This window comes from Rhodococcus sp. OS5 (genome assembly GCF_056837585.1).
Map to the genome: position 1 here is coordinate 2202500 of NZ_CM166368.1, position 20220 is coordinate 2222719.

At 60.6% G+C, this 20220-nt stretch carries 38 protein-coding genes; 34 read left to right on the top strand and 4 right to left on the bottom strand.

Features of this window, described 5'->3' with window-relative positions; translation table 11 throughout:
* Complete coding sequence (locus ACVZUB_RS10200) at positions 1-1086, top strand: adenosine deaminase (RefSeq protein WP_003940981.1); 1086 nt, start codon at positions 1-3, stop codon at positions 1084-1086.
* Positions 1087-1101: 15 nt separating this feature from the next.
* On the opposite strand, the gene ACVZUB_RS10205 is transcribed toward ACVZUB_RS10200, so the two are convergent.
* From ACVZUB_RS10205 to ACVZUB_RS10215, 3 genes are read right to left on the bottom strand one after another with little or no spacing between them, the layout of a single operon-like run.
* Positions 1102-2340 carry a hypothetical protein gene (locus tag ACVZUB_RS10205; protein ID WP_063316661.1) on the bottom strand — a complete coding sequence of 413 codons (1239 nt, stop codon included), beginning with the start codon at positions 2338-2340 and terminating at the stop codon, positions 1102-1104.
* Between the two features lie 47 nt (positions 2341-2387).
* Positions 2388-2687, bottom strand: a complete 300-nt coding sequence (locus ACVZUB_RS10210) for a YbaB/EbfC family nucleoid-associated protein (RefSeq protein ID WP_063316660.1) — start codon at positions 2685-2687, stop codon at positions 2388-2390.
* Positions 2684-3025, bottom strand: coding sequence for a hypothetical protein (locus ACVZUB_RS10215; RefSeq protein ID WP_372027395.1), 342 nt, complete (start codon positions 3023-3025; stop codon positions 2684-2686). The genes ACVZUB_RS10210 and ACVZUB_RS10215 overlap by 4 nt, the downstream gene beginning before the upstream one ends.
* 133 nt (positions 3026-3158) lie before the next feature.
* Here ACVZUB_RS10215 and ACVZUB_RS10220 point away from each other — a divergent pair, with 133 nt between their 5' ends.
* Positions 3159-4589, top strand: coding sequence for a recombinase family protein (locus ACVZUB_RS10220; RefSeq protein WP_482628333.1), 1431 nt, complete (start codon positions 3159-3161; stop codon positions 4587-4589).
* On the opposite strand, the gene ACVZUB_RS10225 is transcribed toward ACVZUB_RS10220, so the two are convergent.
* Positions 4558-5016 (bottom strand): helix-turn-helix domain-containing protein, encoded by a 459-nt coding sequence (locus ACVZUB_RS10225; RefSeq protein ID WP_482628334.1) that lies wholly within the window; start codon positions 5014-5016, stop codon positions 4558-4560. The genes ACVZUB_RS10220 and ACVZUB_RS10225 overlap by 32 nt on opposite strands.
* A gap of 194 nt (positions 5017-5210) precedes the next feature.
* On the opposite strand from ACVZUB_RS10225, the gene ACVZUB_RS10230 reads away from it, so the two are divergent.
* The 32 genes from ACVZUB_RS10230 to ACVZUB_RS10385 all read left to right on the top strand — a co-directional run bounded on the left by ACVZUB_RS10230 (position 5211) and on the right by ACVZUB_RS10385 (position 20218).
* Positions 5211-5609: a hypothetical protein gene (locus ACVZUB_RS10230; protein ID WP_482628335.1), complete on the top strand. Its 399-nt coding sequence runs from the start codon at positions 5211-5213 to the stop codon at positions 5607-5609.
* A 660-nt stretch (positions 5610-6269) separates the two neighbouring features.
* Complete coding sequence (locus ACVZUB_RS10235; RefSeq protein WP_482628336.1) at positions 6270-6539, top strand: helix-turn-helix domain-containing protein; 270 nt, start codon at positions 6270-6272, stop codon at positions 6537-6539.
* A 61-nt stretch (positions 6540-6600) separates the two neighbouring features.
* A complete protein-coding gene (locus ACVZUB_RS10240) occupies positions 6601-7464 on the top strand; it encodes a hypothetical protein (protein ID WP_482628337.1) in 864 nt (287 codons plus the stop codon).
* On the top strand, positions 7461-7703 hold the full coding sequence (locus ACVZUB_RS10245; protein WP_482628338.1) for a hypothetical protein: 243 nt from the start codon (positions 7461-7463) through the stop codon (positions 7701-7703). The genes ACVZUB_RS10240 and ACVZUB_RS10245 overlap by 4 nt, the downstream gene beginning before the upstream one ends.
* Positions 7700-7879, top strand: coding sequence for a hypothetical protein (locus tag ACVZUB_RS10250; RefSeq protein WP_482628339.1), 180 nt, complete (start codon positions 7700-7702; stop codon positions 7877-7879). The genes ACVZUB_RS10245 and ACVZUB_RS10250 overlap by 4 nt, the downstream gene beginning before the upstream one ends.
* A 103-nt stretch (positions 7880-7982) precedes the next feature.
* A complete protein-coding gene (locus ACVZUB_RS10255) occupies positions 7983-8471 on the top strand; it encodes a helix-turn-helix domain-containing protein (RefSeq protein WP_482628340.1) in 489 nt (162 codons plus the stop codon).
* A complete protein-coding gene (locus ACVZUB_RS10260) occupies positions 8468-8674 on the top strand; it encodes a hypothetical protein (RefSeq protein ID WP_482628341.1) in 207 nt (68 codons plus the stop codon). Before ACVZUB_RS10255 ends, ACVZUB_RS10260 begins: the two co-directional genes overlap by 4 nt.
* Positions 8675-8785: 111 nt before the next feature.
* Positions 8786-9145, top strand: coding sequence for a hypothetical protein (locus ACVZUB_RS10265; protein WP_482628342.1), 360 nt, complete (start codon positions 8786-8788; stop codon positions 9143-9145).
* Positions 9142-9312: a hypothetical protein gene (locus ACVZUB_RS10270; RefSeq protein ID WP_482628343.1), complete on the top strand. Its 171-nt coding sequence runs from the start codon at positions 9142-9144 to the stop codon at positions 9310-9312. The genes ACVZUB_RS10265 and ACVZUB_RS10270 overlap by 4 nt, the downstream gene beginning before the upstream one ends.
* Positions 9309-9683 (top strand): hypothetical protein, encoded by a 375-nt coding sequence (locus tag ACVZUB_RS10275; RefSeq protein WP_482628344.1) that lies wholly within the window; start codon positions 9309-9311, stop codon positions 9681-9683. The genes ACVZUB_RS10270 and ACVZUB_RS10275 overlap by 4 nt, the downstream gene beginning before the upstream one ends.
* Positions 9680-9865: a hypothetical protein gene (locus ACVZUB_RS10280; RefSeq protein WP_482628345.1), complete on the top strand. Its 186-nt coding sequence runs from the start codon at positions 9680-9682 to the stop codon at positions 9863-9865. The genes ACVZUB_RS10275 and ACVZUB_RS10280 overlap by 4 nt, the downstream gene beginning before the upstream one ends.
* Positions 9862-10137: a hypothetical protein gene (locus ACVZUB_RS10285; protein WP_482628346.1), complete on the top strand. Its 276-nt coding sequence runs from the start codon at positions 9862-9864 to the stop codon at positions 10135-10137. The genes ACVZUB_RS10280 and ACVZUB_RS10285 overlap by 4 nt, the downstream gene beginning before the upstream one ends.
* Positions 10138-10452: 315 nt before the next feature.
* Entirely contained in the window at positions 10453-10641 is a 189-nt protein-coding gene (locus tag ACVZUB_RS10290; RefSeq protein WP_482628347.1) for a hypothetical protein, read from the top strand.
* On the top strand, positions 10638-11483 hold the full coding sequence (locus ACVZUB_RS10295) for a PD-(D/E)XK nuclease-like domain-containing protein (protein WP_482628348.1): 846 nt from the start codon (positions 10638-10640) through the stop codon (positions 11481-11483). The genes ACVZUB_RS10290 and ACVZUB_RS10295 overlap by 4 nt, the downstream gene beginning before the upstream one ends.
* Positions 11476-12357: a hypothetical protein gene (locus ACVZUB_RS10300; RefSeq protein ID WP_482628349.1), complete on the top strand. Its 882-nt coding sequence runs from the start codon at positions 11476-11478 to the stop codon at positions 12355-12357. Before ACVZUB_RS10295 ends, ACVZUB_RS10300 begins: the two co-directional genes overlap by 8 nt.
* Positions 12354-12710, top strand: a complete 357-nt coding sequence (locus ACVZUB_RS10305) for a hypothetical protein (protein ID WP_080909512.1) — start codon at positions 12354-12356, stop codon at positions 12708-12710. Before ACVZUB_RS10300 ends, ACVZUB_RS10305 begins: the two co-directional genes overlap by 4 nt.
* Positions 12707-13243 carry a WhiB family transcriptional regulator gene (locus ACVZUB_RS10310; protein ID WP_482628350.1) on the top strand — a complete coding sequence of 179 codons (537 nt, stop codon included), beginning with the start codon at positions 12707-12709 and terminating at the stop codon, positions 13241-13243. Before ACVZUB_RS10305 ends, ACVZUB_RS10310 begins: the two co-directional genes overlap by 4 nt.
* A 77-nt stretch (positions 13244-13320) precedes the next feature.
* A complete protein-coding gene (locus ACVZUB_RS10315) occupies positions 13321-14049 on the top strand; it encodes a hypothetical protein (RefSeq protein ID WP_482628351.1) in 729 nt (242 codons plus the stop codon).
* A complete protein-coding gene (locus ACVZUB_RS10320) occupies positions 14046-14492 on the top strand; it encodes a hypothetical protein (RefSeq protein ID WP_482628352.1) in 447 nt (148 codons plus the stop codon). Before ACVZUB_RS10315 ends, ACVZUB_RS10320 begins: the two co-directional genes overlap by 4 nt.
* Positions 14493-14527: 35 nt before the next feature.
* Complete coding sequence (locus ACVZUB_RS10325) at positions 14528-15334, top strand: hypothetical protein (protein ID WP_482628353.1); 807 nt, start codon at positions 14528-14530, stop codon at positions 15332-15334.
* Positions 15331-15900: a hypothetical protein gene (locus ACVZUB_RS10330; RefSeq protein ID WP_482628354.1), complete on the top strand. Its 570-nt coding sequence runs from the start codon at positions 15331-15333 to the stop codon at positions 15898-15900. The genes ACVZUB_RS10325 and ACVZUB_RS10330 overlap by 4 nt, the downstream gene beginning before the upstream one ends.
* On the top strand, positions 15897-16184 hold the full coding sequence (locus ACVZUB_RS10335; protein WP_482628355.1) for a hypothetical protein: 288 nt from the start codon (positions 15897-15899) through the stop codon (positions 16182-16184). Before ACVZUB_RS10330 ends, ACVZUB_RS10335 begins: the two co-directional genes overlap by 4 nt.
* Before the next feature lie 88 nt (positions 16185-16272).
* Positions 16273-16449 (top strand): hypothetical protein, encoded by a 177-nt coding sequence (locus tag ACVZUB_RS10340; RefSeq protein ID WP_482628356.1) that lies wholly within the window; start codon positions 16273-16275, stop codon positions 16447-16449.
* Entirely contained in the window at positions 16446-16817 is a 372-nt protein-coding gene (locus ACVZUB_RS10345; RefSeq protein ID WP_482628357.1) for a hypothetical protein, read from the top strand. Before ACVZUB_RS10340 ends, ACVZUB_RS10345 begins: the two co-directional genes overlap by 4 nt.
* A 45-nt stretch (positions 16818-16862) precedes the next feature.
* Positions 16863-17012, top strand: a complete 150-nt coding sequence (locus tag ACVZUB_RS10350) for a hypothetical protein (protein ID WP_157902073.1) — start codon at positions 16863-16865, stop codon at positions 17010-17012.
* Positions 17009-18292, top strand: coding sequence for a hypothetical protein (locus ACVZUB_RS10355; RefSeq protein ID WP_482628358.1), 1284 nt, complete (start codon positions 17009-17011; stop codon positions 18290-18292). Before ACVZUB_RS10350 ends, ACVZUB_RS10355 begins: the two co-directional genes overlap by 4 nt.
* A 2-nt stretch (positions 18293-18294) precedes the next feature.
* Positions 18295-18471, top strand: coding sequence for a hypothetical protein (locus ACVZUB_RS10360; RefSeq protein WP_482628359.1), 177 nt, complete (start codon positions 18295-18297; stop codon positions 18469-18471).
* Positions 18468-18719 (top strand): hypothetical protein, encoded by a 252-nt coding sequence (locus tag ACVZUB_RS10365; RefSeq protein WP_482628360.1) that lies wholly within the window; start codon positions 18468-18470, stop codon positions 18717-18719. The genes ACVZUB_RS10360 and ACVZUB_RS10365 overlap by 4 nt, the downstream gene beginning before the upstream one ends.
* Positions 18720-18724: 5 nt before the next feature.
* Complete coding sequence (locus tag ACVZUB_RS10370) at positions 18725-19111, top strand: hypothetical protein (protein WP_482628361.1); 387 nt, start codon at positions 18725-18727, stop codon at positions 19109-19111.
* Complete coding sequence (locus tag ACVZUB_RS10375) at positions 19108-19482, top strand: hypothetical protein (RefSeq protein ID WP_482628362.1); 375 nt, start codon at positions 19108-19110, stop codon at positions 19480-19482. The genes ACVZUB_RS10370 and ACVZUB_RS10375 overlap by 4 nt, the downstream gene beginning before the upstream one ends.
* Positions 19479-19631, top strand: a complete 153-nt coding sequence (locus ACVZUB_RS10380) for a hypothetical protein (RefSeq protein ID WP_482628363.1) — start codon at positions 19479-19481, stop codon at positions 19629-19631. Before ACVZUB_RS10375 ends, ACVZUB_RS10380 begins: the two co-directional genes overlap by 4 nt.
* Complete coding sequence (locus tag ACVZUB_RS10385) at positions 19628-20218, top strand: hypothetical protein (RefSeq protein ID WP_482628364.1); 591 nt, start codon at positions 19628-19630, stop codon at positions 20216-20218. Before ACVZUB_RS10380 ends, ACVZUB_RS10385 begins: the two co-directional genes overlap by 4 nt.
* Positions 20219-20220: the final 2 nt, after the last annotated feature.

Here is a 20220-nt window from a genome sequence, read left to right on the forward strand (position 1 = left end):
ATGAACGCACCGGAGTTGACCACGATCCGCAGCGCACCCAAAGTTCTTCTCCACGATCATCTCGACGGAGGACTCCGACCCGAGACCGTTCTCGAACTGGCCGAGCAATGTGGCTACGACGAGCTGCCGGCGAATACGGCATCCGAACTGGCGCAATGGTTCCGAACTGCCGCTGACAGTGGATCGCTCGAGCTCTACCTCGAAACGTTCGCGCACACAGTCGCCGTGATGCAGACCCCCGAAGGGCTCGCACGGGTGGCACGTGAGTGTGCCGAGGATCTGGCCGACGACAACGTCGTCTATGCCGAGGTCCGTTTTGCGCCCGAGCAGCACCTGGAACAAGGCCTGAGTTTGGACGAGGTCGTCGAGCACGTTCTCGAAGGTTTCCGGGCCGGCGAATCCGCTGCCAGGGTCGCGGGACGGGAGATCCGCATCGGCTGTCTTCTCACGGCGATGAGGCATGCCGCGCGGTCGCGGGAGATCGCCGAACTCGCGGTGCGATTCCGGGACCGCGGGGTTGTCGGGTTCGACATCGCCGGTGCCGAGGCCGGTAACCCACCGAGCCGGCACCTCGATGCTTTCGAGTACATGCGTGACGCGAACGCTCACTTCACGATTCACGCGGGTGAGGCTTTCGGGTTGCCGTCGATCCACGAAGCCATCGCCTTCTGCGGAGCGGATCGGTTGGGCCACGGCGTGCGGATCGTGGACGACATCGACGTAGGCGTGCCAGGTGGGGCAGAGTTGGGTCGGCTCGCGAACTACGTCCGTGACATGCGCATTCCCCTGGAACTGTGCCCGAGTTCGAACGTGCAGACCGGAGCCGTAGCCGCCCTGGCGGACCATCCGTTCGGACTCTTGGCGGACTTGCGCTTCCGAGTGACCGTCAACACCGACAACAGGCTGATGAGCGACACCACCATGAGCCGGGAAATGGCCGCGTTGGTCGAGACCTTCGGTTACGGATGGACCGATCTCGAACGCTTCACCATCAACGCGATGAAGTCGGCCTTCATCCCGTTCGACGAGCGCCTCGCGTTGATCGACGACGTCATCAAGCCGGGCTACGCCGTGCTCATCGGCTAGATGACGTGCGCCCGACTACTCAGATCGAAGCCGGGCCTCGAACTCGCGCTCGAGTTCGCGCCAGGCCTCGGATTCCTTGGTGAACGGCGCACTCGGAGCCATCCGCGACGGATCGGGGTTGAGGAGGTACGAGACGTACCAACCCAGCTCGTTCGACGCGGACAGAGCCTCCTCGGTGGAGTCGTCGTCGGCGAAATCTGCTGCATCGGTGAACAATTCGACGGCGAGTTCCAGCTGCTCGGCATCTACGACGTCCGGGCCCTGGGCGAGGTCGTCGGCGATACCGGGCAGAACGTAGACGTTCTCGTCCGTGACCTCGATTTCGAGTGAACCGTCGACGGCCGCATTCTGAATTTCGCCGTACGTACTGACCTGCGAGAGATCGTGTTCGTGGTTGTCGGCGAGGTAGCGAGCGAGTGCGCGCTCGCTACGGAAGACGGTGATCAGTCCGTCCTTGCCGAGGAAGATCGCCTGATCCCCCATGTAGCAGCGCAGAGTGTAGAACGTCTCGGCCGAGGTGATGATGCGGATCGGGTCGACACCGACCTCACCCCAGAAGGTCTCGACTTCGTCTTCGTCCTCTTCGAGGTCGTCTTCGTCGAATTCCTCGTCCTCGCCCTCCTCGGCGACATCGTCGGCGTCGACGGTGTTCTCGGCGGCAGCGAGCAGTTCAGCTTCGGCCACCGCCACAGCAGCTGCATCGACCTTCGGGGAGGTGACCACCTTGTCGATGGCGTCGAGAACGGCGTCCCAGTCCTTGACGATCGCAGCGCCGACCTGGTCCCACAACTCCAGGCCTTCGCGGCCTTCGAAGGTGCCGGCGCCGGTGGCAAGCGCGCCGAGTACCGGATGGCCGCTGAAGAAGCGGATGACCGCGTCGAGTTCGCACACCTCACCGATGTTGCGAGCCATGTTCAGGGTGTCTTCGAGTTCCGAGACCGCCAGTGCCTCAGGGTCACCTGCGGCCAGTTCCGGCACGCCGACGAAATCGAACGTGAAGTTCTCTTCCGGTTCCAACTCGGCTGCCGACAGTCCGGAGACGACGGCCCACGCCGGATGCTCGACCAGGTCGTTGTCGGAGTCCGTTCGGATGAAGGCCGCGAGTTCCGCGACGGAGGAGAACCCGTAGAGGTCTTCCTCATGGCCGAGAAACGCTTCCCACTCGTCGTCGCCCTCGCGCCAGCGAGGTGCCCACAAAGTGACGAGGTCTCCGTCGGTGAGTCCGATTTCGATAGGGACGATGTCTCCAGCCATGGGCGGAAGCCTATCCACCGCAGCGCGAAAGGCATAGCGGGGGTTCGTCACGTTTGTTTCAGGGCTACTCGGAGCTCACTGACCAGTCGCTCGCGTTCGTCGTTGGACTGTCGAACTGCCTGGTGAATCGTGGCCACCGTCAATGCGGCCACCGTCTGAGAATTCATCGCGGTGACTGCGTCGGTAATCCGTAGGTCGACCAGAGCGCCCAGCCCGTCGACAGTCGCCGTGACTATCCCACCCTCGCTCGAGACGACTACCCGAAGAGCGCCGACCCCGTCGACGGCGTCCTGCAAGAGTCCCGTCCGGTGTTTCGCCAGCTCCATGATTCGATCAATCTCGCTCATATCGAACGCATCCAGCTCGACGGAAGGTTCTGGCCCTCGGCGGCGTCGACATCGGCCAGTCCGTCTCGGGTCGGTAGACCGAGCCGATCGAGGATCGCTGCCGGGACTCCGGTCTCCTCGAGCTCCACACGATGGCGGGCGCCGGCTTCGATTGCTGCATGTGAGCACAGCGTGAGTATCTGCTGCGCCAACCGCTGCCCGCCGTACCGCAGTTCGTCCTGGCTGATCCTCAGGTCCACGGGCACGGCGTGCTCCGTGGCGCGGACCGCGATGGTTCCGTTGCGGTTGACGGCTACGGCTGTGATGATCGGCGATGATTCGCGCTTGTTCTCGGGCATGATTCCCTGTCATTCCGTCGGACGGTAGAAGCCGTGAAAGCCCATGCCGCTGTTCGTGGTTCGGATGGCGCTGATCTCGACAGGATCGCCGGCTTCGACGAGATGTGTTTATAGGTTCCGATACAGTCACGACATGCGTGCAGTCATTTACACCCGAGTCTCATCCGATGCTGCAGGTAAAGGCCGTTCCGTGTCGGAACAGGAGGTCGATTGCCGCGAAATCTGCGAGCGCGAAGGCTGGGACGTCGCAGAGGTTCTGACTGACAACGATATTGGAGCCAGCCGACATTCCGGCAAGGATCGGCCCGCGTATCGGCGTCTCTCCGAAGTGCTCACCAAGGGTGACGTTCTGGTGATGTGGGAAGCCTCCCGAGCGCAGCGCGACATGAAGGCATACGTCGAACTCCGCGACCTGTGCGCCGAGCGTGGAGTGCTCTGGTCCTACTCCGGCCGACTCTATGACCCGTCCCGCGGCGATGACCGATTCAGTACCGGACTCGATGCCCTCATTGCAGAGAAGGAAGCGGAGCAGACTCGCGAACGTGTCCTCCGCGCCAAGCGGTCAGCAGCTCTCGAAGGTCGTCCGCTCGGACGTTTGTCGTATGGCTACCGGCGTCAGATCAACATGCGAACCGGCGCGACCGAACAGTGGATACTCGACGAGAGTGAAGCTCCGATCGTTCGCGAAATCTACGCCCGCGTTCTCGATGGCGAATCCCTGTGGGCGATCACCCGAGACCTCACCACCCGCGGTGTGCCGGCCCCCTCGAATCAGAAGAATGCAGCGGGGGAGTGGAAGGCTCAGCGAATGCGGGTGATGATCCTGCGTCCTGCCTATGCCGGATTGATGGTCCACAAGGGAAAGGTGATCGGCAAAGCGAACTGGGAAGCCATCGCAACCGAGCAAGAACACCAGCGCCTCGTCGCAATCCTGACGGATCCAGCTCGGGCAACCCATCGCGGCTGCGAGCCAAGGCATCTCCTGACCGGCATCGCTACCTGCGGCGTGTGCGGAAGTGGTTGCAAGTACTTCCATCCAAAGTCATCCAAGAGTCCGCGGTACGTGTGCGAGAAGAAGAACTGCGTCACACGAAGAGCGGATCGAATCGAGGACTTCGTCCAGGAACTAATCATCCTCATGTCGGAGTATCCGCCGAACTTCGAGCCTATGAGCGCGAGCAAGTCAACGCGAGGCAGAGAGGCATTCAACGAGGCATCCCGACTCCGAGATGAGCTAAAAGACTATGCGCGCAAGGCTCACGGATTGGGCATCAGCCTCGAGACGTTAGCCGAATACGAGCGTTCAGTTCGCGCCCGTATCGAAGAAGCGGAGTTGATCGCCCGAAACTCTGCGCGCTCACCTCTGCTTGCCCAACTGGCAGGGCCTGGCGCTGCAGGCCAATGGCTGGACATGGCAATCACACAAAAGCGAGAGGTCATTCGTTCGATGATGACGATCTCAATCAACAAGTCGTCAGTAGGAACTCGACAGTTCACTCATGCCGACATCGACTACATCCCCCGCCCCGGCTTCACTTTTCCACCCCTTCGGTCCGTCGATTGACATTCTCCTGAACTACCGCGGAGTCACCCATCGTGAGGTTGACCTGCGTCGCATCGATGCGAGGAACTCCAGAGTCGATCAACAACTCTGGGATCGGCAGCCCTCGCCCGACCCGCGAGAGGATGCGCATGATCACAGCCATGGTTTCGGGGAGTTTGTCCCTGGGCACCCGCGCCACAAGTGGGGCGAACACCCCGAGCATGTCGCGAACTTCGTGAGTGATCAAGCCGTAATCGGACGGAGCAACCCCCAGTGCTGAGAAAATCTTGATGAGGTTGTCCTGCTGTCCCGCTGCGCCGTTCTCGATCCCCTTGATGGTGCCCGCAGGCACTTCGGATTCACTCGCCAGCTGATCCCTTGTCCAGCCGACCGCGTCCCTGATGGCGCGGATCTGCGGACCGTACGATCTTCGTTCTGTTTCGTCCATGACGTCTGCTCCATTTGCGCAGGATGTGCGGCGCCTTCGCCGCGGTGTAGGTGCAAGTCGGGGTTACGGTTAAAGGTTGAATCCTCAATTTGCACTCGAGTTTTCAAGGGTGGCAATAGACTTCATTCAATGCCCTAAGAGAGTGTTCACCAGAAGATTACCGCCCCTGTCGGGCTGATTTGAGGGAATCCAATATGCCGAACCGGATTGCTTTCTTGTGTCCAATTCTGTCCGCCACCCCTCATGAACTCCATGTCCTCGGCATAGTTCCGTGCGAGTCCTCGGAGGAGATCTTCTATCAGGTGGATCGCGGCGAGATGCTGGCCGAAATCGGCGCACTCGTGGCAACCCGGGGGAAGGTCTACGTGATCCCTCGGCACGGCTGCACTGAACTGCAGGGTTCCCTACTGCTCGGCGCGGCCGAGTATGCCTTCTATTCCGAACCTTCAGTTCCTGGCGGGTGGTGTTTCAATCCTGATGCTGAGGAGTGTTGGGAGACGTATGTGTCCGTTCATATTCCCTCCGCTCCTGCTCGTCAAGAGGTACTACTTTCGGACCAGCGCGCCGAGGACTGGGGTTGGGCTGCTGCCTAGAGGCAGCAATCATGGGGGCTCCGCCAAGCCCAGCTTCTCCATAAGGCGTCGGATTGCTCGTCGCGTCCTGCGTGCTCGTGTCTTCATTATCTAGCTCCTGTCGTTGCGCTACCAGTACGCGAAGCAGTCCGATTACCGCTTCACGCTCTTTCGGCGACAGGTCATCAACGCCTGGGGGTAGCTCCGCTGCAAACGGAGGACCCGGGACGCGACGCCCAGCTGCCATGAACGCGGCCTCGTCGCCGACGCCGGCCAGCCATGCAATCGCCCGGATGGTGTCATCCGAGGGAGTGGACTTGTAGCTCCCACTCTCGATCGCATTAAGCGTGGTGCCGACGATCTTGTAGCCGGCTGCCTTTGCCTGCATGGCCAGCTGGCGGATCGATGTCGCTCGCTCCCTGCGAGCTTTCCCGATCAAGCCTTGGAGGCTGTCGACCTCGTTCATGGTTGATACGTTCCCCTGCTGGTTGTCGCTTGTGCCAGATGGCTGTGCGAATTTCGTGACAAGTAACAAACACATCATTGCAGGGTTGGGCAGCGTTTCGCCGCTTGTCCTCTTGACAAGTGGATGACAAATGCTGTGTACTCTACTTGTCAAACCAAACATGGGAGAGCATGATGAGACGAGTACGACCACCTGTTCGACGAAAGGACGTTTGGATGAGGGTCAAGGACCCCGGCCAGATCCGGAGATGGAGGAAGCAGTGCCACTACAGCCAGCGCGAACTCGCATTCCTTTGTCGGAAGAGTCAGAACGCCATCTCGCTAGTCGAGAAGGGTGAACTGAGAAACATCACCGAAGACTTCGCTGTCGCGCTAGCCGGTCGCCTCGGCGTCCCCTGGGAGGACCTCTTCGAGGCTCATGAGATTGAACCCAGGTCTGCTGCTTCAAGTGCTGTGCGCAGCGTTGGTGAAAAGATCCCCGCATAGAAAAAGCCGCCACCTGCTCGAACAGATGACGGCCAGTGAAAATCCCACGAAAGGAAAGTTCATGACTGATCTTACGGCACCGACCGAGCGCGGCAAGCGTGACGAGTTGGTTAATCGCACGGACGTTCTCGACAAGGTGAAAGCTCTGACTCTCTTGTCTGACGACACGCATGTGACCATCGAGATGGTCGCAGACTTCTATGGAGTCGATTCGGACGGCATCGAATGGCACATCAGGAATAACCGCGACGAGCTCGAGTCGGACGGCATGGTCCTCCTTGCCGGCGAGCGACTCTCCGAGTTTAAAGCGGAGAGTGGTTACCGCTCCCGTGCCGCCTCGCTTACCTTGCTCCCTCGCCGCGCAGTCCTCCGGATCGGAATGCTTCTTCGTGACTCCCTTGTAGCAAGGCGAGTTCGTGACCATCTCCTCGATACTGAAGCTGCGTCCGTCAAGCCGCTCTCCGGGCTTGAGTACGCCCTCGCCCTCGTGGATGCTGAGCGTCGCGCTGAGGCGGGAGCCAAGTTCCAGCGAGCCATCGAAGGTGGCGACGGGATTGGGCTACGCGTCTTTCATAAGAAGTACTTCTCTTCGATCACAGAGAAGGCGTTCTTCGCCCACTTGTACGGCAAGAACTATCTGATCGATCAGCGAGGCAAGGGATCCATGCGAGACTCCGGACCTCGGGCGGGAACATTCCGTGACGGCAGTCAGCACAGTCACCCCAGCTTCAAGGGGAAGCCGTGGATGTACCTCCACACTCCGGAAACCTTTAACGGTTACCGCAAGGAGCAGACACGAGTTCGCCCCGGCCGGTACGAATTGGACTTCCGCGATCACCTTGCCGCAGAAGGGCTTGCGGCAAACGAGAACACCACGGGCCTCTTTGGTATCGATGGAACGATCACGCGGGAGTTGTCGGCATGAGTGAAGTCAAGCGTGAGGCGACCGTCAGGCTTGCGGTCGCAGACAAGGCAGTAGGTGGCTTCGGCGGCGGGATGATCAAGATTCGTCACTACGAGTCATCGTCCGAGATTGATTTTGAAATATCGAAACCCTCCCTGGTCCTGAGCGCCTCCGAAGCGATCATGATTGCGAAGCATCTTCTTGGGGCGGCAATGCCGAACGAAGAAGACTTCTGGCCAGACGAGGACGATGCAGCATGAGAACCCCATCGCTCCCCAAGGTTGGCCCATGGACCGAAGACGATGAGGCTCACCTCCAGAAGGTGTTCGCCACCTTCCCTGTCTGGAACTCCGAGCAGATCGCAGTGGCTCGTCGCGCATTCCAGTCAGCAGTGGACCACAGAGTCGAACTGGATCGACAAGGAGAAGCAGCATGACCATCAACGCCCTCCGAGTCACCATCCTCGCCGCCACCTTCGGTCTCGCTGCCTGGGTTGTCGCGGTGTGGACGATCGTCACTCTCGCCGATGGGAGGTTGTCATGAACCGAGATCGACTTGTCGGGCAGGACTTCGCAGCAGCCGGAGCCAGGATTAAGGCGTGCCGTTCCAAGGCTGGCCTGTCTCAGGCACATCTTGCCCGAAGGTTGTCCGAGGTCGGGTTGAAGATCCACCCGACTGCAATCTCAAGAATCGAATCCGGTTCACGCGCCTCAACCTTTGTTGAGATCGCATGGATCTGCCAGATCCTTGACGTTGATGCACGGGATCTGGTCGAGGCGGTGACGGAACCCCTACCAGGGACGTCGATTCCGCGAGCCATGATCCGCACCTTCGACGGTCTCGAGGTCGACACCATCGAGCCCATCCCCGCGCATAACCTGTCAGCCCAGACGACTGACCTCGCCCACGGCGGCTACTGGAATTGCGAACTCACCGGTGGTGGATGTGTCCAGCAGTTCGGCGATGAGCTTCTCGTCGGCCCGGACGAAGAGCATCTGACGCTCGTTTCGGAGCGGGGTGCGGCGTGATCCTCAACCGCGTAACGACTGGACTTGCCATCCCGGCAAGTGGATGGCAGGTGCGACAGGTGCATGGCCGTTGGTTCCTTGGTCTAGGGCCGTGGATCGAAGCGGCGTCGGCGCTGTATTCGCAGTTTCTCCAAGGCGAGGTTGATGGCGAGGACTACCGCAACCGCGAGCTCGAACTACGTCAGCGATTCTCCACCGGCTGACCCCCAATCTCCGGTGACGTCAACCGAGTAAGACCGCGACCGGTCCCGATGGCCGGCACCCCGACGTCACCGGCTCAACTTCCCACTCCTCCCTGAAAAGGACATTTTGTGATGACGCATACCCAAATGGCCCCGGCGTACGTGGCCGCAAGCAACAAGAAGTGCCCCCTGACTGTGCCGTTGGCGGTGCTGGGTGAGGTCGACGCTCCTGTGTTCGACGCTCTCACTACGGCTCTCGCGGTCGAGTGGCCGGATGAGTCGGATGTCGATCCGTACGACTTCGACGAGATCACTGCCGAGGGCGGCGAAATCTACTTCGCCGATGAGGATCGTCTCGATGAATTGCCAACGGAGCCAGCGCCTCCGCTGGTTACGAACTTCGGCGTCATAGTCGGGGGAGTGTGTACCACCATCGTCGTGGTTGCACTCGGAGTCATTCACCACTTCGCGCCCTTTGGCGGTGTGGCATGAGCGGCGCAGTGTCGGGCGCACTCTTCTCGGTAGTCGGCCTACTCCTGTGCTTGATCCTTGCGGGATGGGAAATCCGTGACGGAAGGCCTGGTCGAGCCACATTCTGGGGAGTCGTCGCAGTCTTCAATCTCGCCGCCCTTGCATATGGGCTGAGTGGTGCATCATGACTGACCGTCACATCATTCTCGGGATCGTCGCCTCCGCAATAGCTTCGAAACGCGCTGACAGTCCCTACAGAAGCAGTACCCAGATCAACTACTCCGAGCATATCGCTGACCGAGTCCTCGAAGTATTGGGGGCTAAGGGGTTCGAGATCGTCGAGAAGGCGACACAGGAGCCGACCCACCATTGGCCGACATGGGCCGACGTCCCCGAGGGGGTGTGGGTCCATGGCGAGAAGGCATCTCCAAGTTGGGAGTGGATCAAGCGCCACGGAACCGCATATGCGTTGAACCTCAACCACAACGCCGGCTACCCGTCAGCCCTGACTCCGAGACAGTTGGATGCCCTGGCCCCATTCAAGGCGGTGCAGCCATGACCACAAATCCACTAACCCCAGAACCTCCTGACGGCATGGGGCCATGGGAACAGGTGCGGCAACTGGAGTTCCTCCGCGCCTACAAGGACGACCTCCCAACTCTGCGCATCGAATCGACCATCGCCGATCGGCATTACACGACGTTCTGGATCTCCCACTACAAGAACGGGGGTCGACCATGACCTACTCCAAGTTTGAATACGGTCCACTTGATACCTACGAGATCATCTGGGCTTCAGGCCAAGTCGAGTACATCAAGGCCCATCAGGTTCTCATGCCGCAGAGCTCGGCCTTGGCTGGAATGTTCGGCGAGGAGAGACAGAAGCCGGTCTGGTCAATCCATGGCGAAGTCGACGGACGGTGGCGGCTACTCCTGACAGCACCCGCCGATGACATTCGCACGGTTCGAAATGTCACCCACACGCACGACGTCGCCGAGCCGGGTGGTCGGTGATGACCCCCTTCGACAACAACGACGGCCTCGACGATCCCTGCGAGAAGTGGGACCAGCGAGACACCGACCACGACATCGACCGGCTACTGGACGAGAAGCGGTTAGGACTATGAGTCGCCCATGTCCACGGTGCGGCAAACCATTCACCGTCTCCTCGCATGGATTCCAGGTCCACACCGACACGAACTACACGTTCTGCGGTCCGCGACCAGAACTGAAGCCGGCATGGGCCACAACTCCCGAACATCTGCGGGATGACAGCCCAGACCCATTCCGCGAGTACAACCCCGCCGACGAAAACCCAAGGTGGAAACGATGACCCTGCACATCAACGGCGACCAGGCAACCGACTTCCATGTCGATCGTCTCCGCAATCGGGTGGTGATCGACTTCCTGCGACTGAACGAAGATGTAGCCGAGGGAGATCCGAACGAATGGGAGATCGTGTTCTCGGAATCGCGCCCCCTCGACGAGCTACGAGACCTCCTCAAGGAGGCCTCATGAGTGACGTAGTTGACCTCGAAGGCGTCTATGACGCAATCCCGGACGACGTCTATCATGGCGACAAGAATTCTCTCTCGTCGTCGGGCGCTCGCAAATTGCTTCCGCCATCCTGCCCAGCCCTGTTCCGCTACGAACAGGATCACCGCCGAAAATCGACAACCGAATTCGACATCGGGCACGCAGCGCACGCTCTCGTCCTCGGATACGGCGCCGAGATCCAGGAGATCGACGCACCGGACTGGAAGACCAAAGCGGCACGCGAAGAACGAGACCGGGCCTATGAAGCGGGCAAGACTCCACTGCTGACCAAGGAGCACAACCAGGTCAAGGCAATGGCATCCGCACTCAAGAAGCATCCCGTCGCCGCGATGTTGTTCACGGCCGGCGTTGCCGAGCAGTCCCTCTACTGGCGCGATGCGGAGACCGGTGTTTGGCTCCGGGCTCGACCAGATTGGATGCCCGAAACCGATGGCGGTCGGTTGATCATCACCGACTACAAGACTGCCGTCTCGTCCAACCCGGCGAGGTTCTCGAAGTCTGCCGCCGACTTCGGATATCACTGCCAGGCGGCGTGGTATCTCGATGCCGCAATCGCCCTAGGCCTCGCAGATGACCCGGCTTTCGTGTTCGTAGTGCAGGAGAAATCAGCGCCCTATCTGGCGTCTGTCGTCGAACTCGATCGAGACGCAATCGAATTGGGGCGGCGACTGAATCGGCGCGCCATCGACACCTACGCGGCATGTGTTGCCGCTAACCATTGGCCCGGCTGGAGCGACGAAGTCGAACTCGTCCACCTGCCCACCTGGGCCGCATACCAAGCTGAGGAGACATTGAATGTCTAGTCCCGCCCGTTACCAACCCATCGCCCAATCGCCCGCGCCTCGAACGGATATCAGCCAGGCGACCGCGGTCGAACAGTCCCGCGCCATCGCTGAAGTTCAGGCCTCGGTGTTCGTCGCGAAGCAGAGCCCGCGCATCAAGGACATGGCCGTCGCCGAGATGCGCGACTCGACAGCGCAGAAGTCGGTGGGAGACAAGGCGTTCTTCCGCTTCCCGCGTGGAGGCCAGACAGTCACCGGACCATCCGTCCACCTCGCCCGAGAGTTGGCGCGCTGCTGGGGAAACATCAACTACGGAGTGATCGAACTCCGACGTGACGACGAGAAGGGTGAGAGCGAGATGCAGGCTTACGCCTGGGATCTCGAAACGAACACCCGCAACGCCCAAACCTTCATCGTCCCGCACAAGCGAGACCAGCGCAGCGGACCCCAGAAGCTCACCGACATGCGCGACATCTACGAGAACAACGCCAACGCCGGCGCCCGACGAGTCCGTGAAGCGATCTTCGCCGTCCTCCCGTCGTGGTTCATCGACGAAGCAGTGGATCGGTGCAACGAAACCATCAAGAAGGGTGGCGGAGTTCCACTGCCGCAGCGGATCGCCAACAGTATCGGCCATTTCGAGGGCATCGGCGTCACCAGGGCTCAGCTCGAATCGAAGATCGGTCGACCGTCCGATAAGTGGAACGAGCACGACGTCAGCCAGTTGGGCGTCACGTTCTCGTCCATCAATCGCGGAGAGGTCACCCGGGATGAAGAGTTCCCGCCGGCGCGAGTCACTGCCGGTGAGATCGCGTCGACCGTGAAGTCCGCCGAGAAACCTGAGCCCGCGGAGAAGTCCGCCGAGGAGCCAGCGAAGCCAGGTGAGCCAGCATGAATGACTACAACCCAGTCACCGTCGAGCAGGCCATCCGTGACTGCTCGAACCGAATCTCCAAAGGCGTCACTGTCTGCGCCAATACCTACGCCGCATTCCTGAACGCCGATCGCGCCTACGACCAGGCATATGCGTCTGAGTACATCCGCGCATCCGACAAGCCTGCTCACGAGCGCAAGTATGTCGCTGAGCTCGCCACTACAGGGGAGCGGGAGACTCGCGACCTTGCCGACGCTGCGTATCGCTACTCGGACCGTCAGGCCCGAGCGCTGGAATCCGAACTCCGCGCCTGGCAAAGTGTCGGCGCTTCCATCAGATCGGCGTATGCCGTTGCAGGACGGGGCGAATCATGACCATCACATTCCTACCTCTGCTCAATCTCCTCGATCGTGCACCGTGGACGGAGGAGTCTCTGTGCTCGAAGTCCGACAACCCCGACGCCTGGTTCCCCACTGCAGGATCAAGGTCGCACGATCCGGCCATCCTCACATGTCAGGTGTGCCCCGTCATCGGCCAATGTGCAGCAGAAGCCCTTGCGTCAGATGAGGCCTGGGGGATTCGAGCCGGCGTCTATCTCGACACCATGCACCCCAGTCGCAGGCGGGAACTGCTAACCGACAGTGCGGAGAAGCACGGGGCAAAGCTTCCTGTCGACGTCATTTCGTCCCTCCAGGCGAAGCGGTTGCCGAAAACGCCACCGAAAGGCGGAGCCGCTATGAATGCAGAAAAGACGACCTGCCGAAGTGGCCATGAGTTCAGTGAAGAAAACACCGGCTACAAGACATACAACGGTGGCCCGAAGTATCGGTACTGCAAGCAGTGTGACAAAGAAGCAAAGCGAAAGTACTGGGCGGCAAAAGCTGCGCGAAACGCGAAGGCCCAGTGATGACCAGAACGCGCTCACGTATTCCGCGGATCGGCGGAACCCCTCGGCAGCAGGACCACCGGAGAACCATCCTGCAAATGCGAGGCATTCCATCCATGGCACCCGCCGAGAAACTGCGACGGCACATCGAAGAATTGATGGCCATCGGAATGACTGACGCGATGATCGCGCAGGCTGCAGGTGTCGCGCACAATGTGCCGACAGGTGTCATCCAAGGGCGCTGGAAGTCGATCGGAATCCGCTATGCGGCAGCTTTATTAGAGGTGGACCACCGGCCGAATCGTCACCAGGCTCACGTCCTCGGCGTCGGTACCAGGCGTCGGATCGAGGCCTTGCGCGCCCTTGGGTACTCAATGAGCGACCTCGCGGCCCCGCTTGGGGTCAGAGAGACCGAAGTTACCCGCGCCTACCAGGGCAGGCAGACAGTTCGATATCAGCGCTGGGCTCTCGCTTGCGAAGTTTTCGAGGCGCTTTCAGCCACGCCGGGTCGATCCGACAGAGCGCGGCGACATGCGCGTATTCAGGGATACCTACTTCCAATGGAATGGGAGGGGTACGACATCGACGACCCTCGCGTAGTACCTCCACGATCCATACGTAGGTCCAGTGAGACGCCGACGAACTATGCGGTCGACGAGGTTCTTGTGCAACGCATTGTGGATGGTCGACATGAGGGCCTGCTTCCGAAACTGGAACGCGATGCCGCATTTCGGCGGCTCAATGAAGCGGGGTGGTCAGCTGCTCGAATTGCCGACCGGTTGCAAGTTTCTCAGCGGACCGTCGAGCGACTGAGGGCGGCAGCATGAGCCTTCGTAGAACACCCCTCAAGCGCACACCTATGAAGCGAACCCGCTCGAAGAATCAGCCCACCCGGAAACGTCAGCGTGACACCGGCTTCTCGGAGTTGGTGAAGAAGCTGATTCACGAGCGGTCCGGTCGTCGTTGCGAAGTCCGCCAGGCCTGCCATGGGGATGCGGCGGTGCAGATCCATCACCGTCGCCCTCGTGGCGCCGGCGGGTCGTCGGTGGCGTGGGTGAACCAGGCGGCGAACGGGCTCGACGTATGCCATCCCTGTCACCTCCGAATCGAGTCGGCCCGGGAGTTCTCCGAAGCTCACGGCTGGCTCGTGTCGATGAACAAGAAGCTGCGTTCGGACGAGGTTCCAGTGCTCCTCGTCCATGACGCAGAACCGGTCCTGCTGTCCGATGACGGCTCATTCCGCCGACCAACCAAGGGGGAGGGCCCATGAGAATCCGATCCATAAAGCCTGAGTTCTGGCGCTCAATGGACATCAGCAGTCTCGACAACTGGATCGACAGGTTCATTTTCATCGGCCTCTGGTCCTATGTGGATGACAATGGTGTTGGGATCGACAGGCTTTCGCTCATCACCACAGACCTGTTCGCAGATGACGTGGAGCGAGACCCTCGCGAGACATTCGCGAGAGTCTCGCGAGGGTTACAGAACCTTTCCGAAGCCGGTCTCATCGTTCGCTACAGCGTCGCGGAACGCTCATTTCTCTACATCACCAACTGGTCGAAGCATCAGCGGATCGACAAGCCGAACAAGTCCCGCTACCCCGACCCCACCTGCGACGATGCCGAAATTCGCGAGACCCTCGCGAGAGTGTCGCGAGAGTCTCCGGAGATCCCCGCGCCTGGAACAGGGGAACAGGGGAGCAGTGGAACAGGGGAACAGGGGAGCAGATCTTCTTCGTCGGCGATGCCGCCGAGGGAGGATGTCGAATCGATCTGCGGCAGATTGCATGACCGAATCGTCGCCAATGGATCGAGGGCAACCATCGGTGACTCTTGGCGCAACGAAGCCCGGCTTCTGCTCGACCGAGACGATCGAGACATCGACGAGGTGTTCGAGCTCATCGACTGGTGTCAGGCCGACGACTTCTGGAAGTCCAACATCCTGTCGATGTCGAAGTTCCGCCAGCAGTACGACAAGTTGCGTCTGCGCCGCGAATCCGAACGACCATCCGCGCGCCCTGGGGCGCTACAGAACGGCATCTCACGCCAAGACGCCAAGGTCAACGGATATCTCGCCTATGCCAATCTCGATAACCAGAAGGAAATCTCGTGAACGAACACCAGCAGACGGCAGCTCTCGTCCTGGCGAAGTGCGCGGCGAACGATCCCTGGTTCCCGAACGGCGGCGAGGCGATCGTGATGGCGTGGGCGGAAGTGTTCGCCGAGTCCGGGCTCGCTCGTGAGGATCTCCTCGCGGGCGTGGCCCGGGCCTACCGGCTCGAGACCGAAGGTTTCAAGCCACTGGCGGCATCGATCGTCAAGCACTCATTCGCCGCATACCGCGACTCGCTCAAGTCGCTCCCGGACGAGAAGCGGGAAGCGATGGAGGAGGCGTCTCACATCCTCCAGGAGCTCGGTTTGACTCCGCCGCAGGCTCATCGCTACGTCCGGCGGATTGCACTCGGCAGGAAGCCTCTGGTGGCTCTGACGCAGGATCAGGATTCGCAGCTCCGGATCCGACTGGCGGAGCGACAGGCATTGAAAGCACTCCCGGCCCGTAAACGGTTCCTGATGGGAATCGTTGGCGAGTTCGGACAATCACCCCAACCCAACCCCGATGGTGCGCCCACGACGCGCACAGCCTCGGGAATCGACCTCCAAGAACAGGACCACTCATGAACGTCCAGACATTCCGCAAGAAGCCCGTCGAGATCGAAGCAATGCATCTTGACAACCACACCACTCCAGAGGAGGTTGCGCGCTGGTGTGGAGGCCGAGTGGCAACCCCGACAGTCGGCGTCGGATGCCCGATCGTCATCGAGATTGACACCCTCGAAGGTGTTATGACCGCTAACCCCGGCGATTGGGTAATCCGGGGCACTCGCGGCGAGTTCTACCCCTGCAAGCCCGGACCGTTTGCGGACACCTTCGAGGCTGTCCGACCAGGCGGTGAGCCAGCATGAACGACCACGGACCTGACTGCATCTGCGCCACTTGCGATCCTATTTGGGCTGAGGATATTGCTCGCCACAACTCAGTGCAGGTGGCGGCATGAGCCTCTATGTGATCATCGAATCCCTCCAAGGCGACGACACCGGCCCCGCCGTCTACGCGCTCTACGACACACGCGAAGACGCGGTTGCTTACATGGATTTCTGCAAGGTCAGAGCAGCGCACTCCGGGCGGGCTGACGTCTACCAGCTCGGACGGGTCGAGGTGGAGAAATGACCCGCAGCCGAGCATCCGCCAGAAAAGCCGGCACCACCTTCGAGCGCTCCATCGCAGACGGACTCGCCCAAGCGCTCGACGACGACCGTATCGACCGCCGAGTCAAAACCGGATCCAAAGATCGCGGCGACATCGGAGGAGTCCGAGTCCACGGACAACGCCTGGTAGTCGAATGCAAGGACGTAGCCAAACAAGCGCTCCCGCAATGGACCCGAGAAGCTCAACTCGAAGCAGGCAACGACGACGCCTTGGTGGGGGTGGTTGTCGCGAAACGTCGCGGCACCACCAACCCCCTCGATCAATGGGTCCACATGACCGTCAGGGACCTCGTAGCCCTCATCACGGGCCAGCGACAGGACCAGCCATGAACGCCGAAATCGATTCTGCGCCAACCGAAACCGAGGTGAAATAGCATGACCAGCCTGGTAAAATTCAGGTATCACTTCACCTCCACCGCAACAGCTTTCGGCATCACTGCGGCCGGTTTGGCGTTCGCAGGTTTCCTGACATTGACCGCGCTCTCGGATGTTCTCGAGCGCCATCCCGGAACGAGGAACTCATGACCGGATATACTCCCAAGGAGCATTACGCCCGGGCTGAACAGATCTTGGCTGACACTGTGATGGTTCGCGGCCAGTTGTCGCACCACGCATGGTGTGAGCATTTACTGTCTCGCGCTCAGGTCCATGCGACGCTTGCGCTGTTCGCCCCCGAGGTTTCCATTGAGGTGCAGAGTCAGGATCCCCGCCATCAGGTTATGCAGTCCGACTACGGGGTCATGCGGCAGAGGGAACGTGAAGCACGGCTTGCACGGAATCCGGAATCCCTCCGCAGGATCAAGTCCACTCTCGCGTCAACGGAGGGTGATACCGAGGTGTCAGGTCAGGATTTCCTCGATGCCATACCTATTGGAAATCCAACTTCTGCTGAATCTGCCGAGACCAACCAGTTTTGGCAGGAGTTGCACGATCTGCCGCGCACAGATTCGGCAGACCTCAAGGTGCCCTACCACCTGGAACCTGACTTGACCGAACCCGCCGAGCCTGTCGTCCACAATCCTGAGCATCCGTACTTCGTGTGGGAGCAGGGCTATCAAGCCGCAGTGACCGACAGTGATGCTGGCGTGGATGGAACACGCGGCAATGCGTACACCAGCAACCCGTACTCGCTGGGTGAGTCAGAGCCGGATCCGGCAACCGAACCCGCCGAGGAGCTGAAGCCGATCAGCTGGTACCGGACGATGGAACTGGATTTCGCGGCAAAGCATTTCGGTTTCCCCATCAAGCCAGACTCGGGAGATTGGTTCACCGCTTCGGATGGCGGCAAATGGTGCTCGGAAAACAACGAGTGGGAACTTCGTTACTACCCGCCCACCCCCGCCGAACCCGCCGAGGAACGTCTTGCACGCAACCCGGAAACGCTCGCCAGAATCAAGTCCGCTCTCGCATCGACGGAAGGCGACACGGAGATTCCCGCCCCTGCCGAACCCGCCGAGGAGGAGACGAAAGCGGAGCGGAAGAGTCCGGAGCTTTGGTACGTGCAGGCGCAGGATCGGCCCAATGCAGGCAACTCCTCCGCCTGCGTCGACACCGAAGAGCGGGCGAACTACTACGCGAAGCTCTTCCTGGACACCGGCTACCTGACCGTCACGATCCACCTGCCGGTTGTCCCCGCCCCCACCGAAACCGGACCGTGGCCGAGTTGGGATCGGAACCAAACGAAGAACGTTGAGCGGATCCTGCGGTTGGTTTCATACAACTCGAACTTTCATCGAGTATTCCGCGAACAGGCACGAATTGCAGCCGAGTCTCTCGCCCCGTTCGTTGCGGCCGAGGAGGGGTGAGCATGAGCACCTTCGACATTGGTGGCGCATGGCTCACCGACAGTCAGGCGAAAGACGCCGAGCGGATCCTGCGAATGGTGTCGATCAACTTCCATTTCAACGAGAAGTCACGAGAGCGTGCCCGTGAAATCTCAGCCGCGCTCGAGCCTTTCGTGGCTGCGTTGGGGGTGGCGGCGTGACTGGGGTGGATGTTGAGCACACGAAAGCGCAACTGCTGCCGGACTTGCCGGGATGCGCTCACGGTGTCGTGGGGCGCGAGCCGTGGGTGATTCAGTGCGACGGATGCGGACTGACCATCACGTACGACGGACGCGAGCACAAGGCGATCTTCTTCCGTCGCATCACGTTCTACCCCAAGGCTCCGGGACTGCGTATGTGTGAGCCCTGCTGGCAAAAGGCGATCCCCGACTACGGCCCGGAGTGGTGACGACGATGACAAACCTTGAGCACACGAAAGCGCTGGCCGAGAAGGCGCAGCTTGGACATCTCGTTGCCGTGACATCAGGCGTTCGGAACGGTGACCACTGGTACATCTGCGACGACAACGAATCGGTCGCCATGATCGCCGCAAACGACGGCATCGACGAAGAGTTGCGCCAACCTCGCGCCGAACTGTTCGCACACGCGGTCAACACACTGCCCGCCCTGGTTGCGGCTGTCGAGCGAGTCCAAGCACAAGTCGATAAGGCCCTCGAAATCCTCGACCGCTACAACCATTCCGACGACGGAGAACTCCCGGAATGCGCACCCGAAGACCGCTGGCGGCTGTACCGCGACCTGCTGGCGACACTCAACCCCGAAGCACTGGAGACATCATGAGCGAGCACATCTTACGAGTCACCCGCGCATCAAACGACGAGCACGACGCCGAATACGGAATGGTCTGCCAGGCCGCCGATCCCAAGAAGTGCATGGTGTGGTGGGAATGCCAGAAGTGCGATGAGCTGACCGGCGAGGCTCACATCGATCTCGAAGAGCGCCTCTGTGAAGATGGCGAAACTGTCATACATGGCATCGCGCACAAGTCTCTCGGTGGGATGATCTGCCACGAGGGCGAAGGCTGCGTGACCCGGTATATGGAAGTCGAGTACGACTTCGATCCCGAAGAATTGCCGGTCGGTGATCACCCGGCCGACTACGAGTGTGAAGAGAGTTGGGTCTACATCACCCTTCTCGAGGTGTCGTCGTGACCGCGCCTGATCCGAAGAGGTATCAAATCGTCAGTCTCTACGACTCGCGCATCATCCGCCGCAATCTCACTCACGCCGAGGCATGGAAGTTCAGCCGAGACATGGACCGCCTCACGGAGCATGGCGTGAAGATTGTGGAGCAGCGATGACCGCGCCTGATCCGGGGTTGACCGACCTCATCGCAGCGGCGTTGTACTCAGTCCTCGCCAAGGCTGCCAAGTCAGGAACGGCAACCGTTGACGACCTTGTGGCCAGCGTGATCCCTGTGGTGGAGCACACCAACGGGCGGATAACGGAATTGCGGGAGTGGCAGATCAAAGTCGCTACGGCACTCGGCATGTGCGAGGAAGTAATGGGCATCGGCTACTCGATTGCCAACGCCAAGGACGCATCTGAGCGCGCAGAAAGTCTCACCACACTTGAGCTTGAACACATCGAATGCCCAGCGTGGTGCTACGAGTGCGAGCGTATGGAGCGGTGGCAGTCCTGCACGCACTGCAACGGATCCGGTTGCGGCCCAGGCACGGCGTCGGGGGCCTACGAGGAATGTGAATGGCGCGCAGGCGATGGCCGCGATCATGAACCCGATCTGACCGCCCGCACCGAGAAGGCTGAGGCCGCGATCGCCAGGGTGGAAGCGCTGAGAGGTGACCTCTTCCTGCACGGCGGTTTCACCATCACCAAATGGGAAGCGGCACGACTCGTCGACGCAGCTTTAGAAGGGGAACAGCAATGAGA

Excerpts from the sequence above, each read along its gene's own strand:
- ACVZUB_RS10200 (WP_003940981.1), top strand. The coding sequence starts at position 1 with ATGAACGCACCGGAGTTGACCACGATCCGCAGCGCACCCAAAGTTCTT.
- ACVZUB_RS10205 (WP_063316661.1), bottom strand. The coding sequence starts at position 2,340 with ATGGCTGGAGACATCGTCCCTATCGAAATCGGACTCACCGACGGAGAC.
- ACVZUB_RS10210 (WP_063316660.1), bottom strand. The coding sequence starts at position 2,687 with ATGAGCGAGATTGATCGAATCATGGAGCTGGCGAAACACCGGACGGGA.
- ACVZUB_RS10215 (WP_372027395.1), bottom strand. The coding sequence starts at position 3,025 with ATGCCCGAGAACAAGCGCGAATCATCGCCGATCATCACAGCCGTAGCC.
- ACVZUB_RS10220 (WP_482628333.1), top strand. The coding sequence starts at position 3,159 with ATGCGTGCAGTCATTTACACCCGAGTCTCATCCGATGCTGCAGGTAAA.
- ACVZUB_RS10225 (WP_482628334.1), bottom strand. The coding sequence starts at position 5,016 with ATGGACGAAACAGAACGAAGATCGTACGGTCCGCAGATCCGCGCCATC.
- ACVZUB_RS10230 (WP_482628335.1), top strand. The coding sequence starts at position 5,211 with ATGCCGAACCGGATTGCTTTCTTGTGTCCAATTCTGTCCGCCACCCCT.
- ACVZUB_RS10235 (WP_482628336.1), top strand. The coding sequence starts at position 6,270 with ATGAGGGTCAAGGACCCCGGCCAGATCCGGAGATGGAGGAAGCAGTGC.
- ACVZUB_RS10240 (WP_482628337.1), top strand. The coding sequence starts at position 6,601 with ATGACTGATCTTACGGCACCGACCGAGCGCGGCAAGCGTGACGAGTTG.
- ACVZUB_RS10245 (WP_482628338.1), top strand. The coding sequence starts at position 7,461 with ATGAGTGAAGTCAAGCGTGAGGCGACCGTCAGGCTTGCGGTCGCAGAC.
- ACVZUB_RS10250 (WP_482628339.1), top strand. The coding sequence starts at position 7,700 with ATGAGAACCCCATCGCTCCCCAAGGTTGGCCCATGGACCGAAGACGAT.
- ACVZUB_RS10255 (WP_482628340.1), top strand. The coding sequence starts at position 7,983 with ATGAACCGAGATCGACTTGTCGGGCAGGACTTCGCAGCAGCCGGAGCC.
- ACVZUB_RS10265 (WP_482628342.1), top strand. The coding sequence starts at position 8,786 with ATGACGCATACCCAAATGGCCCCGGCGTACGTGGCCGCAAGCAACAAG.
- ACVZUB_RS10270 (WP_482628343.1), top strand. The coding sequence starts at position 9,142 with ATGAGCGGCGCAGTGTCGGGCGCACTCTTCTCGGTAGTCGGCCTACTC.
- ACVZUB_RS10275 (WP_482628344.1), top strand. The coding sequence starts at position 9,309 with ATGACTGACCGTCACATCATTCTCGGGATCGTCGCCTCCGCAATAGCT.
- ACVZUB_RS10280 (WP_482628345.1), top strand. The coding sequence starts at position 9,680 with ATGACCACAAATCCACTAACCCCAGAACCTCCTGACGGCATGGGGCCA.
- ACVZUB_RS10285 (WP_482628346.1), top strand. The coding sequence starts at position 9,862 with ATGACCTACTCCAAGTTTGAATACGGTCCACTTGATACCTACGAGATC.
- ACVZUB_RS10290 (WP_482628347.1), top strand. The coding sequence starts at position 10,453 with ATGACCCTGCACATCAACGGCGACCAGGCAACCGACTTCCATGTCGAT.
- ACVZUB_RS10295 (WP_482628348.1), top strand. The coding sequence starts at position 10,638 with ATGAGTGACGTAGTTGACCTCGAAGGCGTCTATGACGCAATCCCGGAC.
- ACVZUB_RS10300 (WP_482628349.1), top strand. The coding sequence starts at position 11,476 with ATGTCTAGTCCCGCCCGTTACCAACCCATCGCCCAATCGCCCGCGCCT.
- ACVZUB_RS10305 (WP_080909512.1), top strand. The coding sequence starts at position 12,354 with ATGAATGACTACAACCCAGTCACCGTCGAGCAGGCCATCCGTGACTGC.
- ACVZUB_RS10310 (WP_482628350.1), top strand. The coding sequence starts at position 12,707 with ATGACCATCACATTCCTACCTCTGCTCAATCTCCTCGATCGTGCACCG.
- ACVZUB_RS10315 (WP_482628351.1), top strand. The coding sequence starts at position 13,321 with ATGCGAGGCATTCCATCCATGGCACCCGCCGAGAAACTGCGACGGCAC.
- ACVZUB_RS10320 (WP_482628352.1), top strand. The coding sequence starts at position 14,046 with ATGAGCCTTCGTAGAACACCCCTCAAGCGCACACCTATGAAGCGAACC.
- ACVZUB_RS10325 (WP_482628353.1), top strand. The coding sequence starts at position 14,528 with ATGGACATCAGCAGTCTCGACAACTGGATCGACAGGTTCATTTTCATC.
- ACVZUB_RS10335 (WP_482628355.1), top strand. The coding sequence starts at position 15,897 with ATGAACGTCCAGACATTCCGCAAGAAGCCCGTCGAGATCGAAGCAATG.
- ACVZUB_RS10340 (WP_482628356.1), top strand. The coding sequence starts at position 16,273 with ATGAGCCTCTATGTGATCATCGAATCCCTCCAAGGCGACGACACCGGC.
- ACVZUB_RS10345 (WP_482628357.1), top strand. The coding sequence starts at position 16,446 with ATGACCCGCAGCCGAGCATCCGCCAGAAAAGCCGGCACCACCTTCGAG.
- ACVZUB_RS10350 (WP_157902073.1), top strand. The coding sequence starts at position 16,863 with ATGACCAGCCTGGTAAAATTCAGGTATCACTTCACCTCCACCGCAACA.
- ACVZUB_RS10355 (WP_482628358.1), top strand. The coding sequence starts at position 17,009 with ATGACCGGATATACTCCCAAGGAGCATTACGCCCGGGCTGAACAGATC.
- ACVZUB_RS10360 (WP_482628359.1), top strand. The coding sequence starts at position 18,295 with ATGAGCACCTTCGACATTGGTGGCGCATGGCTCACCGACAGTCAGGCG.
- ACVZUB_RS10370 (WP_482628361.1), top strand. The coding sequence starts at position 18,725 with ATGACAAACCTTGAGCACACGAAAGCGCTGGCCGAGAAGGCGCAGCTT.
- ACVZUB_RS10375 (WP_482628362.1), top strand. The coding sequence starts at position 19,108 with ATGAGCGAGCACATCTTACGAGTCACCCGCGCATCAAACGACGAGCAC.
- ACVZUB_RS10385 (WP_482628364.1), top strand. The coding sequence starts at position 19,628 with ATGACCGCGCCTGATCCGGGGTTGACCGACCTCATCGCAGCGGCGTTG.